The 17,463-nt window shown below is 65.1% G+C and carries 12 protein-coding genes; 3 read left to right on the forward strand and 9 right to left on the reverse strand.

Translation table 11 applies throughout. The features are described 5' to 3' along the window. Positions 1-111: 111 nt before the first annotated feature. From PQR67_RS22765 to PQR67_RS22800, 8 genes are all read right to left on the reverse strand, one after another. Positions 112-378: a hypothetical protein gene (locus tag PQR67_RS22765; protein WP_408464291.1), complete on the reverse strand. Its 267-nt coding sequence runs from the start codon at positions 376-378 to the stop codon at positions 112-114. 50 nt (positions 379-428) lie between these two features. Beyond that, positions 429-1,412 carry an electron transfer flavoprotein subunit alpha/FixB family protein gene (locus PQR67_RS22770; protein ID WP_408464293.1) on the reverse strand — a complete coding sequence of 328 codons (984 nt, stop codon included), beginning with the start codon at positions 1,410-1,412 and terminating at the stop codon, positions 429-431. Between the two features lie 246 nt (positions 1,413-1,658). Continuing rightward, on the reverse strand, positions 1,659-2,408 hold the full coding sequence (locus PQR67_RS22775; RefSeq protein WP_408464295.1) for an electron transfer flavoprotein subunit beta/FixA family protein: 750 nt from the start codon (positions 2,406-2,408) through the stop codon (positions 1,659-1,661). A 42-nt stretch (positions 2,409-2,450) separates the two neighbouring features. Next, a complete protein-coding gene (locus tag PQR67_RS22780) occupies positions 2,451-3,197 on the reverse strand; it encodes an SDR family NAD(P)-dependent oxidoreductase (RefSeq protein ID WP_408464297.1) in 747 nt (248 codons plus the stop codon). Between the two features lie 300 nt (positions 3,198-3,497). Then, on the reverse strand, positions 3,498-5,903 hold the full coding sequence (locus PQR67_RS22785; protein ID WP_408464299.1) for an efflux RND transporter permease subunit: 2,406 nt from the start codon (positions 5,901-5,903) through the stop codon (positions 3,498-3,500). Positions 5,904-5,934: 31 nt separating this feature from the next. After that, positions 5,935-7,047 (reverse strand): YCF48-related protein, encoded by a 1,113-nt coding sequence (locus PQR67_RS22790; RefSeq protein ID WP_408464301.1) that lies wholly within the window; start codon positions 7,045-7,047, stop codon positions 5,935-5,937. Positions 7,048-7,164: 117 nt separating this feature from the next. Beyond that, positions 7,165-8,538: a DUF1329 domain-containing protein gene (locus tag PQR67_RS22795; RefSeq protein WP_408464303.1), complete on the reverse strand. Its 1,374-nt coding sequence runs from the start codon at positions 8,536-8,538 to the stop codon at positions 7,165-7,167. A gap of 29 nt (positions 8,539-8,567) precedes the next feature. Beyond that, entirely contained in the window at positions 8,568-10,343 is a 1,776-nt protein-coding gene (locus tag PQR67_RS22800) for a DUF1302 domain-containing protein (protein WP_408464305.1), read from the reverse strand. Positions 10,344-10,731: 388 nt separating this feature from the next. Here PQR67_RS22800 and PQR67_RS22805 point away from each other — a divergent pair, with 388 nt between their 5' ends. Together PQR67_RS22805 and PQR67_RS22810 are read left to right on the forward strand one after the other, a co-directional pair. Next, entirely contained in the window at positions 10,732-12,813 is a 2,082-nt protein-coding gene (locus PQR67_RS22805) for a 3-hydroxyacyl-CoA dehydrogenase NAD-binding domain-containing protein (protein WP_408464307.1), read from the forward strand. A gap of 36 nt (positions 12,814-12,849) precedes the next feature. Next, on the forward strand, positions 12,850-14,028 hold the full coding sequence (locus PQR67_RS22810; RefSeq protein ID WP_408464309.1) for an acetyl-CoA C-acyltransferase: 1,179 nt from the start codon (positions 12,850-12,852) through the stop codon (positions 14,026-14,028). Between the two features lie 97 nt (positions 14,029-14,125). Here the strand turns inward: PQR67_RS22810 and PQR67_RS22815 are convergent, their stop codons facing one another. After that, positions 14,126-15,928 (reverse strand): acyl-CoA dehydrogenase, encoded by a 1,803-nt coding sequence (locus tag PQR67_RS22815; protein WP_408464311.1) that lies wholly within the window; start codon positions 15,926-15,928, stop codon positions 14,126-14,128. Positions 15,929-16,247: 319 nt separating this feature from the next. Between PQR67_RS22815 and PQR67_RS22820 the strand changes: the two genes are divergently transcribed. Further along, a complete protein-coding gene (locus PQR67_RS22820; protein WP_408464313.1) occupies positions 16,248-17,297 on the forward strand; it encodes an MBL fold metallo-hydrolase in 1,050 nt (349 codons plus the stop codon). Positions 17,298-17,463: the final 166 nt, after the last annotated feature.

Here is a 17,463-nt window from a genome sequence, read left to right on the forward strand (position 1 = left end):
CACCGGCGCGAAGTCATCTTCAGTCACAGTCGAAATGCACACTACTGTACGTCTCCATTCGTCCAATTGAACGCCACGCGAGGCGACGGGTTACTGTTGCCAGGCCGGTGCCTATGCGCACCGCAGCGACGCATCGGTTTCGAATACCATGCCCATTGCCGGGCGCATCGGTGCGGGCGGAAAAACACACCACGAACCGTCGTCGTGGCGGAAGAAGACGAGCGCCATCTCGCCATCCCCGCGAGCCGACTCGACGCATACATAGCGCCACAACTTCCAGCGCGAACGGCTGACACGCGTTATTCGAAGCCGGTTCTCGGGCTCCGAACCGAGCCACGATTCGACGACATTGCGCAGCGATCTTTCCCGGGCACTCATCAACCTCTCCTGCTAATCCGCACTTCCGTTGCCGGCGCACCGGCACATCCTCAAACCGCGTCCGCGAACTCCGGCACGACCGTGAACAGGTCGCCCACGAGGCCGTAGTCGGCTACGCTGAAAATCGGTGCGTCCTCGTCCTTATTGATCGCGACGATGACCTTCGAGTCCTTCATGCCGGCCAGATGCTGGATCGCGCCGGAGATGCCGACCGCGATATACAACTGCGGCGCGACGATCTTGCCGGTCTGCCCCACCTGGTAGTCGTTCGGCACGTAGCCCGCATCGACTGCCGCGCGCGACGCGCCCAGTGCCGCGTTCAGCTTGTCCGCGAGCGGCTCGAGAACCGAGGTGTAGTTCTCGCCGCTGCCAAGGCCACGGCCGCCCGAGACGATGACTCGTGCGCAGGTCAGTTCCGGACGGTCGAGCTTCGTTACTTCACGGCTCACGAACTGCGAGAGGCCCCTATCGGCTGCGGCCTCGATCTTCTCGATCGCTGCGCTGCCGCCTTCAATTGCGACCGCATCGAAAGCCGTCGTGCGGACCGTGATGACCTTGATCGGATCGGTCGACTGCACGGTCGCAATCACGCTACCTGCATAGATCGGACGCTCGAATGTGTCCGCGCTCCGCACTGCGGTGATGTCGCTGATCTGCGCGACGTCCAGCTTCGCGGCGACGCGCGGCGCGACGTTCTTGCCCGCCGCTGTCGAGGGCGCCAGGATGTGCGAGTAATGCTTCGCGATCGTGAGAACCGTCGCTTCGACGTTTTCGGCGAGGCCCGCTTCGAGCTGCGGCGCGTCGGCCAGTAACACCCTGCTAACACCGGCAATCTTCGCTGCCTCGTCAGCAACCGCTTGCGCGTTGTGGCCTGCGACCAGAACGTGAATATCACCGCCAATCTTTTGCGCCGCTGCAATCGTGTTCAAGGTCGCGACCTTGATCGACGCGCTGCCCACCAAGGGGGTACCCTCTCCACGTGGGCCTCCTGCGGTCGGCGGGGCGTCGATTTCTGCAATTACCAGATTTGTCATCTTCATCTCTCAGGGTCTGACTTCAACACTTTTATCTCTCAGGGTCTGACTACGACACTTTTATCTCTCAGGTCTGACTACGACGCTTTTATCTCTCAGGTCCGACTACGACGCTCTTATCTCTCAGGTCTGACTACGACGCTTTTATCTCTCAGGTCCGACTACGACGCTTTTATCTCTCAGGTCCGACTACGACGCTTTGTCTCTCAGGTTCTGACTACGACACCTTTATCTCTCGGGTTCTGACTACAGCACTTTGGCCTCGGACTTAAGCTTCTCGACCAGCGTCTTCACGTCCGGCACCTTCACGCCGGCGGAGCGCTTCGGTGGCTCGACAACCTTCAGCGTCTTCAGGCGCGGCGTCACATCAACGCCCAGGTCTTCCGGCTTGACGACTTCCAGCGGCTTTTTCTTCGCCTTCATGATGTTCGGCAGCGTCACGTAGCGCGGCTCGTTCAGGCGCAGATCGGTCGTGATCACAGCGGGCAAGCTCAGCGACAGCGTTTCAGCACCGCCATCCACTTCGCGCGACACGGTCGCCTTGCCGTCAGCCACAACAACCTTCGAGGCGAACGTGGCTTGCGGCAGATTCGCGAGCGCAGCCAGCATCTGACCGGTCTGGTTCGAATCGTCGTCGATCGCCTGCTTGCCGAGAATCACGAGCGAAGGCTGTTCCTTGTCGACCAGCGCCTTCAACAGCTTGGCCACCGCCAGCGGCTGCAACTCTTCGTTCGACTCGATCAGGATCGCGCGGTCCGCACCGATCGCCAGCGCCGTGCGCAGCGTTTCCTGCGACTGCGCGACGCCGCAAGAAACGGCGATAACCTCGCCAGCCACGCACGCCTCCCTCAACCGCACCGCTTCTTCAACCGCGATTTCGTCGAACGGATTCAGCGACATCTTCACGTTGGCAATGTCGACGCCCGTGCCATCCGATTTCGCACCGACCTTCACATTCGCATCCACGACACGCTTGACTGCCACCAGAACTTTCACGACTTCCTCCTTAACCGCTTCATGTTGTTGTGCACCTAGCGCCTAGCGCGTACCGCAATCGATATCTAGCGTCATGGCGTTCAGATATGCGTTGCCGATCACGTGCTGCACGAGCGCCGCGAATTCGGCCGCCTTGCCCATGCGGCGCGGGAACAGCATCTTTTCGATCAGGCCGTCCGAAACCTTTTGCGGCATACCCACGGACATACCCGACTCGAACAGGCCCGGCGCGATGGACACGACGCGGATGCCGTGCGCGGCGAGATCGCGCGCGATCGGCAACGTCATGCCGATCACGCCCGCCTTGCTCGCGCTATAGGCGGCCTGCCCCATCTGCCCCTGGCGCGCCGCGCCCGACGCTGTATTGACGATGACGCCTCGCTCGCCCGTCTCTTCGGGCTCGTTCGCGCTCATCGCGAGCGCGGCGTAGCGAATGACATTGAACGTCCCGGTCAGATTCACGCCAAGCACGCGGTTCCACAAGCCGGTCGGGAATAGCTCGCCCTTCGAGATCGTCTTGCACGGACCGAGAATGCCTGCACAGTTGACCGCGACATGCACCGCGCCATATGCGGCGACCACTGCATCGACACCCGCTTTCACACTCGCCTCGCTCGACACGTCGACGGCGATACCGTCGATTCCGGCGCCGAGCGCCGCATCGAGCTTGCCCTGGTCCAGGTCGAAGCCCACCACGCGCACGCCCGCGTCCGTCAACGCCCTGCAGGTCGCAAGCCCGAGGCCCGACGCCGCGCCGGTCACGATGGCTACCTTGCTCTCCAGTTTCACGTTTTATTCCTCACATCGAATGGTTCGTGCTCGCCGCCCGCGGCTCAATCGGCTGTCGATATCGCGCGGCGTGCGACTGCACGCAATTGCGTCGAGGCATCCCCAATCCACTGCGGACGACTCACCGTCAGAAATCGGCACGGTTTCAGAATAGGGGAATCGGCAAGGATTGCCCCCCGCCTAATTTGGGGGGGGCCGGTGCATGCTGACACCCGTCTGCGAAAAGGAATCAGCGCCGCACACGCCTCGTGAGGCAATGACCGGCGCCGTGTGGAGAAGCCGCGCCGCGCGCGGCGCACCTTATTTCGCCATGGCTCGGACGCAGGTCCGTTTCGCGCTTCGGGGTTGCAGGAGGAAGTGCGAAAGCGCGGGAATCAGCACCAGCGCCCCCACCATGTTCCAGACGAACATAAACGTCAGCAGAATACCCATGTCGGCCTGGAACCTGATCGGCGACCATGCCCAGGTCACGACAGCGGCCGCGAGCGTCACGCCGATCAGCGCGATCACCTTGCCGGTGAATCCCAGCGCCTCGCGATAGGCCGCTTCGAGCGTCGCGCCCTGCCGTTGCAGCGCGAGTTGCACGCTCACCAGATAGAGCGCGTAGTCCACGCCAATGCCGACGCCGAGCGCCGTCACCGGCAGCGTCGCCACCTTCACGCCGATGCCGAGAGACACCATCAGCGCCTCGCAGAGAATCGACGTGATGACGAGCGGCACGACCGCCACGACCACGGCGCGCCAGTTCCTGAACGTCACGAAGCAAAGCGCGACCACGGCGGCATAGACGAGCAGCAGCATCGTCCTGTTGGCTTTTTCGACCGCGATGTTCGTCGCCGCCTCGATACCCGCGCTGCCCGCCGCGGGCAGGAACTGCAGCTTCGCGGTGTCGTGCTGCGCGGCAAAGCTCTGGACCGCGTTCACCACCTCCGTGAGCGTCTCCGCCTTGTGGTCGGCAAGGAACGCGATCACCGGCGCCACCGAACGCGCGCCATTCACGAGTTCCGGATTCGCGACGTACGCGTTGTTCACCGCGTCCGTGGAGACGAACGGGTCGCGGCTGATCGTCATCCAGCGCGGATCGCCTTCGAAACCGGCCGCCGTGTTGCGACGGCTCGCGCCGCTGATCGAGATCGTGGTCTGTACACCCTTCACATCGCGCAGAACCTGCTCGAGGTTGTCCATCTCCATCAGCGTCCTGTAGTCGTTGACGCCGCCCGGCTGTGTCCTGACGATCACAGCGAATTGATCGGTGGACAGACCGTAGTGGCTCGTAACGTACGCGTTGTCGCGGTTGTAGCGCGAATTGGCACGCAGCTCGGGCGCACCCGGATCGAGATCGCCGATCTTGAGGTGGGCGGCGACCAGCAGGCCGCCCGCCGTCAGCGCGCCCGCCACCAGCACAGCGATGGTCGCCGGCACGCGCCGCGTGAACGGCACAAGCAGCGTGGCAAGCGGATGCCGCTCGCCCGCGCGCAGGCTGCGCGCCGCCGCTGCCTCGCTCACGCCCGTATACGAGAGCATGACGGGCAGGAACACGAGGTTCGTGAAGATCAGCACGGCCACGCCGACGCTCGCCGCCACCGCCAGCCCGCGAATCACTGGAATGTCGATCAGCATCAGCACCGCGAAGCCGACGGCGTCCGCCAGCAGCGCCGTCAATCCTGCGAGGAAAAGACGGCGGAACGTGTAGCGCGCGGCGACGTAGCGATCGGTACCGCGGCCGATGTCCTGCATGATGCCGTTCATCTTCTGCGCGCCGTGCGATACGCCGATGGCGAAGATCAGGAACGGCACGAGGATCGAGTACGGATCGAGATCGACACCGACGAGATGAACGATGCCGAGCTGCCAGACAACGGCGGCGAGCGAGCAGCCGATCACCAGCGCGGTGCTGCGCACGCAGCGCGTGTAGCCGTAGATGACGGCTGTCGCGATCGCGGTCGCCGCGGCGAAATACAGTGCGACCTGCAGCAGCCCCTGGATCAGATCGCCGACCAGCTCGGCGAAGCCGATCACATGAATGTCAATGCCGTCGTGTGCATAGTCGTGGCGAATCTGATCGAGTGAGTCGTGCAGCGCACGCGCGTCGAACGGCTTACCGGTTTCCGCATACCGATCGAGCAGCGGCACGAAAATCGTGCTCGAGCGCAGGTCGTCGCCGACGAGCGATCCAACAATGCCCGCGCGCGCCACGTTCTGCCGCAGCTTCGCGAGACTCACGGCCGAACCGTCATAGTCGTCTGGCATGACAGGGCCGCCCTGAAAGCCCGCCTCCGTTACCTCGGTCCAGCGCACCACCGGCATCCACAGCGACTTGACGAAGGCACGGTCGACGCCGGGCAGCAGGTAGATCCGGTCGTTGACGTCGCGCAGCGCCTTGAGGTACTTCGGGTCGTAAATGTTGCCATTGCGGGTCTCGACGACCACACGCACCGAATTGCCGAGCGAGCGCAGCGAGTCGACGTTGTCGAGGTAGTTGCGGATGAAGGGGCTCGACTGCGGCATCATCCGCTCGTAGGATGCGCTCACGTTCGACTTCACCGCCTGGAAGGCCAGCAGCGCGGTTAGCACGACACATACGGCCACGATCCATAGCCGGTGGTTGAAGATCAGACGCTCGAGCCGTGATCCGGACTTCGCCTCGAACTCCGCTCTCGCGCGCACGACGGGCATCGCTTCGCCACGTTCGGAATGGGGATTCATATCGGTACTCTTTTTGCAGGTCCAGCATTCGTTAGGGCGCGGACGCGAGGCTTGCGCCTTGCAGCGAGGTCAGCACGAGCGCATCGTCTCCCGGCGCCAGAACGCCGGTGAAAGCAGCGGGACGGCCAGTCTTCACTGGATGGAAGGTATCGGTTGCTTCGTCGTAGAGCGTCGCCTCGCCGCTCGACGAAACGAAGATGACGGCATGACGCGATTCGATCGGCGCCGCACTCGTGACCGCACCGTGCAGCGGACTCTTCAAGGGCGCCCAACTCGCGCCCCGATCCGTGCTGCGATAGATCGTGCCGCGCAGACCGTGTGCGAACAGCGCGCGCTCGTCTCCGGCGATGCCGAAGAAGCTGCCGCCATAGCCTGTTTCGACCCGCGCAAACTTCCCGCTTGCCGGATCGAGGCGGAAGACCGTACCTTTCTCGCCTGCGATGAATACGCCGCCCGCCACGCCGCGAACCGCATTCAGATGCAGGAATTGCGGATTGTCGATGCGCTCGAGCATCGGCATCCAGGTCTTGCCGCCGTCATCCGTCGCGATGGCGGTCCCGAAGGGCCCGACTGCCATGCCGTGCAGGGCGTCGCTGAACCAGACGCTCAGAAGCGGCAAGGACGGCCCCGCCTTGTAGTTGAGCAGCAACTGGTCGAGGTACGGCTGCGCTGCGGTGTCGCCGGCCGCGATTTTGGCCTTGTCGGTATTGACGAGCGAAGCCGCCGCCATGCGGCCGTCGAACTGGTGGCCCCAGGTCCTGCCGCCGTCCGCGGTATGCAGGACCACGCCGTCGTGTCCGACCGCCCAGCCGTCCTGCGCGGTCGGGAAGCTCAGCGCGACGAGGTCGCTGCGAACCGGAGACACGACCTGCGACCAGTTTCTTCCTTCGTCATCCGAAACGATGATCAAGCCGCGCATGCCAACCGCGACAAGACGGGTTCCGGCGCGCGCGACCGTCATGAGGGGCCGCCCCGCCACCCCCACGTGCATGATGGTGGGCGCGTCCAGCGGATCGACGAAAGGGTCTTTCCGGGCCACTGCCGATGCGGGAGCGTCCGGTTCCGCGACTGCGTGCGCTGCCCAGCCGGCGGCGAGCAGCGCCGCCAGCACCAGCGCCGCGCGCGCGGCGCTTGCATGATTCATCTGAAACCCCTTCTTCCTCTAACGTCCAGTGTCGGGCCGTCGCTCCGGACCCCGCGCCAGTTCCATGCGCACGCGTACCGAAGCGACCAGGCCCTGCTCTTCCTGTTCAGCGCGCCTTCAGCGCAAGCCCGTGCCCGCGATGCCCGCAGGCGTGAAAAGATTCGGCTTGTCGAGCTTGTCGGACACGCGCAGAAGCGGTGAACCGTTTTCCCCCGTCGTATAGGACAGGAAGTAGTTGCCCTTCTCGAGGTCATAGAAGCCGAGCGTCACCGCGTACACGCCACCGCCGTCATAGAGCGGGAAGTGGTAGTCGAGGCCCACGCGCCAGAGTTTGCCGTCGTGGCCGAAGCCATCGGTCTCGACGAAGTTCCAGCTATCCTCGTCGATGTAGAACGTGCGCTTCGAATACGCGTGACGCGCGTCCGCCTTCAGCGTGGCCTCGACAACCCACACGCGATGGCGCTCCCAACGCACCGCGTCCGACTTGACATGCTTCGGCCCGAACACGTCGTCCACCGGCAGTTGCGAGAGGCGATAGTTGTTATACGGGACCAGCATCTCCTTCTTGCCGATGAGCTTGAAGTCGAACCGGTCCATGCGTCCACGGAAGATAGACGCCTCGTCCCAGAACGTCACGCCGCCATAGCTCGCGGCGGGCGTGTCGTACTTGTAGTCAGGCGCCATGCGCGTGCGCCGTTGCGCCGGAAAGTACGCCCAGCTCACCTGGTCGTTGTCCGAGTAGTTGATCGAGTAATCGACCAGCACACTCTGGCCCGCCGAAGTCGGCGGCGTCTGGAGTTGCACCCACAGACGGTCATAGGGCCAGTCTGCTTTCGTGCCTGCATTTTTCGGGTCGTAGAACGGCCGGTATTCGACGAAGTTCAATACGGGGAGTGCCGTGCGCCCGCCCGACGTGTCGACGAGATACGCGCCCACGTTGGTCGCCGAGTACTGCGTGCGCTGGTAGTTCAGGAGCGCGTTCCACATCACCTCGTAACCGTTCTTCGGGATCGGGAAAGGAATGCCCCCGAACGCCCCACCCACGCCGTCGCCTTCGACCTTCCCAGCGAGATGCGCACTCGTCGCATTCTTCACCGTGTTGTCGAGCACCCACTGTGGGTAGGATACCGAACGGTGCGTCGGATACACATCCACGCGATAGTCGGGGAAGCGCCTGAGCAGCGCCTGCACGCCGGGTGTCAGCTGATCCGCGTACTGGCCCATGTTCGCGGCCGTCACGCTGAAGAGCGGCTTTTCGCCCTTGAACGGGTCAGGCCACTTGCCGCTGTTCGGCACATAGTCGGCCGGCGGCGTAGTGAGCCCGCCCGTGTACGCCGGAATGGCGCCATCGGCGCTACCTGCCTTGTCGGCGCCGAACGCTGTCAGCGTGGTGCCGAGCTGTTTGGCCTCGTCTGCGGATACTGCTGCCCACGCACCGGCTGCGTGCAGCGTCACGAGGCCTGCCGCGGCCAGATGAAGCAGAGTTTTCATGCGTTTGTCTCCTGTATGTTTGGGATGTCTCAGAACGACGACTGCAAGGTCAGCGACACCCACGGACGGTCGTTCAGGTCGTACAGGCCATTGCCCGCGCTGTCATAAGGCAGACCGCCCGGCGTCGTCGACGTCCCGTTCACGTGCGAGTGATAGCCGATATACGACAGCGTGATCGTTGCGCGCTGGCGGATCAACGCCTGCACGCCGATCGAGTAGGTGAAGGAGCCCTGGGCGCCGGCCGCCGAGCCAGGATTGATCGGGTTGGTGCCCCAGATGCCGCCCGTCACCGAGGTCGGCATGCTCAGGTCGACCCCGGGGAATACCTGCAGCCATTGCGGCTGGAACACGACGCCAAAGCCGGCGTAGTCCTTCGTCGAGCAGCCGTTCCACTTGTTGTTGCTCGGGCATGACGCATAGCCCACGCCGTTGAAGAGTTGCGCGTTCTGCGTGACGGAGAGCAGGTGCGTGTACCCGATCTCCGCCGTGAGCGTGCCCGTGTCCCAGAGCGGCGAGCGCGACAGCGGCACGATCGCGTTCGTCACGAGGTTGATGACGTTGCCCTTCGCGCCCTCGGTCTGGTTCGCGATGGCCGGGCTGAGCGCCGTATTCAGCGCGGTGTTGTGACGGTACGAAGCTTCGAAGCCCGTAGCCACGCTGCCGATCGTCGTGTCGAAGCTATAGCCCAACAGTTGCGCGCCACGGTTATAGGCGAGGTGGTAATCGGTCGGCAACGCCGTCTTGAGCGCCGGAATGGTTTTCCAGTCGGCGAGCACCCAAGGCTGGGTTTCGTCGAGACGCCGGAAATAGAAACCCATCGCGCCATCGATGAATTGCGGCGTCCAGTTGAGCTTGATGCCGAAGTTATTGTCGACCTGCGGCGGCGTGATGGAGTTGCCCTGCGGCACCTGATAGGCGAACGGCGCACTGCTGGGGGGCAGCCCGAAGAGCGGACGCACCGCCCCCGGCAGTGCCGTGAGAAAGAGCCCGGACGGCCCTTGGGCGATGAAGTCGGCTGCCTCGATGTACGTGCCGCCGGTCGGCAGACGATTGTAGGTCCAGCCGAGCTCATACTGGCCGGACACGGACACTTCAGGCGTAACCTGGGCCGTCAGGCTGATCTGCGGACGCGGCAGCAACAGTTCCTTTGTCTGCGTGCCTGGCGTGTTGTACGCCTTGATGCCGTCGGTGGCGCCCTGCGCGTATGAGATGCCCTGCGTCGGCGACAGCAGCGAGTTGCCCCAATACTCGGTGAACTGACCCGCCTTCAGATAGACAGCGTGACCCCCGACCTGCGAGTTGTAGAACGCGAAGCCGTCGAGCAGCTGCGCGCCCTGCACGTAGTAGCGGTCCGTGTAGGAGCCGTAGACGCCGTTCGGGTAAGCGCGGACCGACTGATAGGTAATGCCCGGCGCGTAGATCCCCGGGTTCGTGTTATCGCCGCTGCCATACGCGAAGTCTTTCCACGCGGAACCGGAGAGCCGAAAACCCACATAGCCCTGATAGGCCGCCGTGAACTCGGAGAGGATCGAGGCACGGTTGGTGACGATGTCGCCTGCGTGGCTGAACTTGTAGTCGCCGTCGTCGAAGTTCGGGTTGTTGCCGATCATCGGGTTGACGCCCTGGGCGCGCATTCCCAGGTTGTAGCTGAAGGTGTTGTCCCAACTCACGTCCCAGTCGGACGAACCCGTGTCGATCTTGAACGCGTAGGCATGCAACGGCATCACGGCCGCGATCAGGCTGGCCAGCACGGTAAGACGCGGCAGGGTCATGGCCCTACTGTTTTTGCGGCGCTTGCGATCCATCTATCGGTCTCCTTTTGTCTTCGTCTTCACTTTTGTCTTCGTCTTCATCGTCAGCGATTTCCCTGAACGCCAGCCTCCACTGCCGCGCCCGCGAGCGGGTTCGCGGACTGCCGGTACGTACTGCCCGGCACGGTCGATACCGGGCAGCCATGGCGTAAATTGCCAGCACTCCCCCCCCTCCCTCCCCTGTAAAAAAGGAGGGGATGGGTAAACGTTGTTGGGGTAACCAGGCAGGCAGGGCCGCCTCCCTGTAAAGGGAGGGGAGAACGCGCGACGTCCGCACCATGATGGCTGGCATTCACCCTCGAAACGGGCTGGCGCCTGCCACGCGTGGAGCGCCTCCTCGCACAGCACAGGCGCAACGGCTCAAGACTCAAAGGAACCCAGCATGACGGCGCACTATCAAGCTCATGACGGCGTAGCTGTCATCACGCTCGACCATCCCCCAGTGAACGGCCTCGGGCTGGTCACGCGCACCGGCATCGTCGAAGGCTTGGCGCGCGCCCTCGCGGACGATGCCGTGAAGGCAATCGTCATCACAGGCACGGGCAACGCGTTCTCGGGCGGCGCCGACATTCGTGAATTCGGCACGCCGAAAGCCTTGCAGGAGCCGAGCCTCTCCACGGTGATCGCCACCATCGAGGCATCGGCCAAGCCCGTGGTCGCGGCAATTCACGCCACCGCGATGGGCGGCGGGCTCGAACTCGCACTCGGCTGCCACTATCGCCTCGCTTCGTCCACGGCGCAGATCGCGCTGCCCGAAGTGAATCTCGGCTTGCTGCCGGGCGCGGGCGGCACGCAACGCCTGCCGCGCGCGATCGGCCTCGAACCGGCGCTCAACCTGATCCTCTCCGGCGCGCCGGTGCTCGCCGGCAGGTTCGCTGGCACACGGCTCTTCGATGAGATCGTCGAAGAGGACGTGCGCGGTAATGCCATCGCCTTCGCCAAGGTGGCCGCTACGGCACCCTGCCCGCACCCGCGCCTGCGCGACCTGAAGGTGCGCCACGAGAATGCCGAGGGCTATCTCGGTGTCGCGCACCAGACGGTCGCCGCGCGGGCGGGTCCGTTTCCCGCGCCGCTGCGCTGCGTCGAGGCTGTGGCCGCTTCGCTCGCGCCGTTCGATCGGGGACTCGCGCAGGAGCGCGATCACTTCGCGTATCTGCTCGGCACGCCGCAAGCGCGTGCACTGCGTCACGCGTTCCTCGGCGAGCGCGCGGCGAGCCGCATCCCCGACGTGTCCGCCGACACACCGACGCGCAAGATCGAGCGTGTCGCCATCGTCGGCGCGGGGACGATGGGCAGCGGTATCGCCATGAATTTCCTGGACGCTGGCCTGCCAGTCACACTGCTCGAAACGAAGGCCGAAGCGCTGGAGCGCGGCGTCGCCACGATCCGCCGCAACTACGAGAACAGCGCGAAGAAAGGCAAGCTCACACAGGAAGACGTCGAGCGCCGAATGGCGCTGCTTTCGACCACGGGCTCATATCACGAGATCGGGCACGCCGACCTCGTCGTCGAAGCGGTGTTCGAAGACCTCGGCGTGAAAGAGACCGTATTCCGCGCGCTCGACGAGGTGATGCAGCCCGGCGCGATCCTCGCCTCGAACACGTCGACACTCGACGTCGACCTCATCGCCGCCTTCACGCGGCGCCCCGAAGATGTGATCGGCATGCACTTCTTCAGCCCGGCCAACGTCATGAAGCTGCTCGAGGTGGTGCGCGGCGCGAAGACCGGGAAGGATGTGCTCGCGAGCGTCATGCAACTCGCGAAGAAGATCCGCAAGACGGCGGTGGTCTCGGGTGTGTGCGACGGCTTCATCGGCAACCGCATGATCGAGCAGTACAGCCGCCAGGCGGGCTTCCTGCTCGACGAAGGTGCGCTGCCGGAGCAGGTGGATCGCGCAATCGAAAAGTTCGGCTTCGCGATGGGGCCGTTCCGCATGATCGACATGGCCGGCAACGACATCAGCTGGGCGATTCGCAAGCGCCGCGCCGTCGAGCGGCCGGAGTTCAATTACTCGAAGACCGGTGACCTGCTCTGCGAGAACGGCCGCTTCGGGCAGAAGGTCGGTGCGGGCTGGTACGACTACAAGCCTGGCGATCGCAAGGCCTACCCGAGCGCCTGGGTCAACGAGATGATCGTGCAGCACTCGAAGGATCTCGGCATCACACGCCGCAAGATCTCCGACGAGGAGATCGTCGAGCGGCTGGTGTTCGCGCTGGTCAACGAAGGCGCCCTGATCCTCGACGAAGGCATCGCGTCGAAGGCATCGGACATCGACATGGTTTATCTGAGCGGCTATGGCTTTCCGCGCTTTCGCGGCGGCCCGATGCTCTACGCGGACCAGGTGGGCCTCTACAACGTCGTGCGTGCGATGCGCCGCTACGCGCACGGCTATCAGGGTCACGCATGGGAGGCCGCGCCCCGCCTCGTGCGGCTCGCCGAACAAGGCAACGGCTTCAACGACTAAGCGCGCCGCACGGCACAACACTGAAGGAATGTCATCATGAATGAAGCAGTCATCGTCTCCACGGCGCGCACCGGTCTCGCGAAGAGCTGGAAAGGCGCCTTCAACATGACCCACGGCGCGACGCTCGGCGGCCACGTGGTCGAGCACGCCATCGCGCGCGCGGGCATCGAACCCGGCGAAGTCGAGGACGTGCTGATCGGCTGTGCGAATCCCGAAGGCGCCACCGGCGGCAACATCGCACGCCAGATCGCGCTGCGCGCGGGCTGCCCCGTCACTGTGCCTGGCGCTACCGTCAACCGCTTCTGCTCGTCCGGACTCCAGACGATCGCGATGGCGGCTCAACGCGTGATCGCCGGGGAAGGCGACATCTTCGTGGCGGGTGGCGTCGAGAGCATCTCGTGGACGCAGCGCCAGATGAACCAGCAGTTCGCGAACGACCCGTGGCTCGTGGAGCACAAGCCCGAGATCTACTGGAGCATGCTGCAGACCGCCGAGAACGTCGCGCGCCGCTACGACATTTCGCGCGAACGCCAGGACGAGTACGGCGCGCGCAGCCAGCAGCGCGCGGCGGCCGCGCAGGCAGCCGGGCGATTCGACGACGAGATCGTGCCGATTGAAGTGCTCGCGGGCGTGACCGATTCTGCGACTGGCCAGATCGTCACGAAGCGTGTGACCGTCACGGCCGACGAAGGCATTCGCGGCGACACCACACCCGAAGGCGTCGCGAAGATCCGTTCCGCGCTGCCAGGCGGTGTCATCACGGCGGGTAACGCGTCGCAGTTTTCGGACGGCGCCTCGGCGTCGGTCGTGATGAGCGCGCGTGCCGCGGCCGCGAAAGGGCTTAAGCCGCTCGGCCGGTTCATCGGCTTCAGCGTCGTGGGCTGCGAGCCCGACGAGATGGGCATCGGCCCCGTGTTCGCGATCCCGAAGCTGCTCGACAAGGCAGGGCTCAAGGTGGGCGATATCGGCCTGTGGGAGCTGAACGAGGCCTTCGCGGTGCAGGTGCTCTATTGCGCCGACAAGCTCGGCATTCCGATGGACCGCCTGAACGTGAACGGCGGCGCGATTGCGGTCGGGCATCCGTTCGGCGTCTCGGGCGCGCGACTCGTCGGGCACGCGTTGATCGAAGGCAAGCGCCGCGGGGTCAGGCACGTCGTCGTGACGATGTGCATCGGCGGCGGACAAGGGGCGGCGGCGCTTTTCGAGGTGCTTTGAGCGTCCGCCCGCGCGGTCTTGTGCTGGCCGCGCGGACAGCTTGTCGAAAAAACGGGGCCGCGCGGCCCCGTTTTTCATTGGCCCGTCCGCTCACGGATCAGAACTGTTCCTCGCCCAACGTTAAGACGCCTTCGCCGCCCCGCGCGCTGACGATCGTGGTTTCGAGAGCGCCGGCCTGCGGCAGGATGTGCGTCGCGTAATGGTGCGCAGTGCCGATCTTTGCACCATGAAATGCCGGATCGTCCTGCATCAAACGCTGCGAGGCGATCAGCGCTCGCGCCATTTGCCACCCACCCAGCACGATGCCGACGAGCCTGAGGTACGGTACGGAGCCCATATACGCAGCGTTCGGATCCCGTTTGGCATTGTCGACCATGAACGCCACCGCATTGGCAAACGACTGGTTCGCCGCCGCGAGATGCCGGTGCATCGCCTTGAACGCCGCGCTGGCCGCAAACGCCGGGCTCGCCTCCAGCGCCTGTACGGCCTGGCCGATCTCGCCGATGAGGCACATCGCCACCGCGCCGCCGTCGCGCACGGTCTTGCGGCCGATCAGGTCGTTGCCCTGGATCGCCGTCGTGCCTTCGTAGATCGGCAGGATGCGCGCATCACGGTAGAACTGCGCGGCGCCGGTTTCCTCGATGAAGCCCATGCCGCCATGGATCTGCACGCCGAGGCTCGCCACCTCCACCGACATCTCCGTGCTCCAGCCCTTCACGATCGGCACCATGAACTCGTAGAGCGCGTCATGTTTGGCGCGCATGGACGCGTCAGGATGATGATGCGCGTGGTCGGCATGCGCCGCCGCGACGTAGGCCACCGCGCGCGACGCCTCGATCAGCGCGCGCATCGTGCCGAGCATGCGGCGCACGTCCGGATGATGGATGATCGTCACCGACTGCTGCGCCGAGCCGTCCACCGGGCGGCTCTGCACGCGCTCCTTCGCATACTCGCGCGCCTTCTGATACGCACGCTCGGCCACCGCAATGCCCTGCATGCCCACGGCGAAACGCGCCGAAATCATCATGACGAACATGTACTCGAGCCCGCGATTCTCTTCGCCGATCAGCTCGCCGATCGCGCCGCCCTCGTCGCCGTATTGCAGTACCGCGGTCGGGCTGCCCTTGAGCCCCATCTTGTGTTCGATCGAGACGCACTGCACGTCGTTGCGCGCGCCGGGCGAGCCGTCCTCGTTGACGAGATACTTCGGCACGAGAAAGAGCGAGATGCCCTTCACGCCTTCGGGCGCATCGGGCGTGCGCGCGAGCACCAGATGCACGATGTTGCCGCTCATGTCGTGCTCGCCCCACGAGATGAATATCTTCGTGCCAAAGATGCGGTACGTGCCGTCCGCCTCGCGTTCGGCGCGCGTGCGCAGCAAGCCGAGATCGGAGCCGGCCTGCGGCTCCGTGAGGTTCATCGTGCCGGACCATTCGCCCGAGATGAGGCGTGGCAGATAGCGCGTTTTCTGTTCGTCGCTGCCGGCCATCAGCAGTGCCTCGATCGCGCCGTCGGTGAGCGACGGGCACGTCGCGAGCGACAGGTTGGCGGCCTTCTGCATTTCGAGGCACGGCGCGCTGACGAGCTTGGGCAACCCCTGGCCGCCATATTCGACGGGGTGCGTGAGGCCCTGCCAGCCACCCTCGACGAACTGGCGAAACGCCTCCCTGAAGCCCGGCGTCGCGCTGACGCGGCCTTCGCTCCACTGCGCGGGCTGCCGGTCGCCCACGACGTTCAGGGGCGCCCAGACCTGGCTGGCCAGCTTGCCGGCTTCCTCCAGCACCGCTTGCGCGGTCTCAGGCGTGGCCTCCTCGAAGCCCGGTAGACGGCCCACATCGTCGAGACCCGCCAGTTCCTTCATGACGAACAACATGTCCTTGATGGGCGCGCTATAGCTCATCGTGTACTCCTGCTCAGTGTGCGCGGTCGCGGACGGCCCGCCGTGCAAGCGTGCGAGGCCCCCTGTGCCGCAAGTTGATCCGGCGAGCGTTTGCGGTTCGCACGCGCGCGTATCCGCCAGACGAAGGTGGACCTCGATTTAAGCAGGCACAGCGATGCGCCGCCCCTGTCCTGAAGGCGGGGGCGTCTTGCCCGGCGCGCGGGCAACGCCGCTGCCGCCCCCTCGGAATGGAGGGGGCGGGCCCGCGGCGATCCGCGATACAAGTCGAATCTGCCTGCAACGTGCAGGCTCGAATGACTCCAGCCAAGGGACAGCAGCAATGACTGATGCGAACCACCGGGACGCAGGCCTCGCCTATCCCTGCGGCGCGCCGCCGGAACGCGGCGAGGCGCGCGAAATCGCGCCAGGGGTGCGCTGGATGCGCCTCGCGCTGCCCTCGACGCTCACGCATATCAACGTCTGGGCGCTCGAAGAAGCGGACGGCCACACACTGATCGACACCGGGCTCGGCAACGAGGACACCGTCGACGCTTGGCACGCGCTGCTCGACGGACCGCTCGCCAAAGGGGTGACGCGCGTCATCGTCACGCACCTGCACCCCGACCACGTCGGCATGGCCGGCTGGCTCACACGCCGCCACGGCCGCCGCCTGTGGATGACGCGAACCGAATACCTGCAGTGCCGCATGCTCGCAGGCGACACCGGGCATCCCGCGCCGGACGAAGCCATCGCGTTCTACCGCCGCGCCGGCTGGGACGATGCCACGCTCGACACGTACCGCAAGCGCTTCGGCACTTTCGGGCGGCTCATTTTTCCGCTACCCGCCGGCTATCGGCGCATCCGCGACCGGGACATCATCGCGATCTGCGGCCACGACTGGGAGGTCGTCGTCGGCGCGGGCCACACGCCCGAGCATGCGTGCCTGTACTGCCCGGCGCTCAAGCTCTTCATCTCGGGCGACCAGGTGCTGCCGCGTATTTCGTCCAACGTATCGGTGTTGCCAAGCGAGCCCGACGCCGATCCGCTGGCCGAGTGGCTCGCCTCGCTCGACGCCATCCGCGAGCGCGTGCCCGACGACGTCCTTGTGCTGCCCGCGCACAACGAGCCGTTCACCGGCCTGCACGCACGCCTTGCGCGCCTCGCGGCGTCCCAGCGGCGCGTGATCGAGCGATTGCACGACTCGCTGACCGAGCCCAGACGCGCGGTCGACACATTCAGCACGCTGTTCGGCCGCGCCATCGAGCCCGGCGACGCGTCGACTTACGGACTCGCCACGGGAGAAAGCATCGCCCACCTGAATTACCTCCTGACCCGCGGACTCGCGGCGGTCGACGAGAACGACGGCGTAGCCTGGTATCGGGCCGTCTGAACCGCGCGGGTTGCGCGAGCGCCCGTCAGGGCTGGAGTGAGACAATGTGCCATGCACGAGCCTCCGCCCGCCGCGCGCCACGTCACCTTGCCCGCAGGCGGCTCTTGCGCCGCCACCCGCGCGATGTTGTGCCCCCCGAAAAGGAGGGAGCGACGCCCTACGCAGA

The sequence above is a fragment of the Paraburkholderia fungorum genome (assembly GCF_046026025.1).
Lineage (GTDB): Bacteria > Pseudomonadota > Gammaproteobacteria > Burkholderiales > Burkholderiaceae > Paraburkholderia > Paraburkholderia fungorum_E.

Bases quoted from the DNA above. Each gene is read 5' to 3' on its own strand.
- PQR67_RS22765 (WP_408464291.1), bottom strand. From the start codon at position 378: ATGAGTGCCCGGGAAAGATCGCTGCGCAATGTCGTCGAATCGTGGCTC.
- PQR67_RS22770 (WP_408464293.1), bottom strand. From the start codon at position 1,412: ATGACAAATCTGGTAATTGCAGAAATCGACGCCCCGCCGACCGCAGGA.
- PQR67_RS22785 (WP_408464299.1), bottom strand. From the start codon at position 5,903: ATGAATCCCCATTCCGAACGTGGCGAAGCGATGCCCGTCGTGCGCGCG.
- PQR67_RS22790 (WP_408464301.1), bottom strand. From the start codon at position 7,047: ATGAATCATGCAAGCGCCGCGCGCGCGGCGCTGGTGCTGGCGGCGCTG.
- PQR67_RS22795 (WP_408464303.1), bottom strand. From the start codon at position 8,538: ATGAAAACTCTGCTTCATCTGGCCGCGGCAGGCCTCGTGACGCTGCAC.
- PQR67_RS22800 (WP_408464305.1), bottom strand. From the start codon at position 10,343: ATGGATCGCAAGCGCCGCAAAAACAGTAGGGCCATGACCCTGCCGCGT.
- PQR67_RS22805 (WP_408464307.1), top strand. From the start codon at position 10,732: ATGACGGCGCACTATCAAGCTCATGACGGCGTAGCTGTCATCACGCTC.
- PQR67_RS22810 (WP_408464309.1), top strand. From the start codon at position 12,850: ATGAATGAAGCAGTCATCGTCTCCACGGCGCGCACCGGTCTCGCGAAG.
- PQR67_RS22815 (WP_408464311.1), bottom strand. From the start codon at position 15,928: ATGAGCTATAGCGCGCCCATCAAGGACATGTTGTTCGTCATGAAGGAA.
- PQR67_RS22820 (WP_408464313.1), top strand. From the start codon at position 16,248: ATGACTGATGCGAACCACCGGGACGCAGGCCTCGCCTATCCCTGCGGC.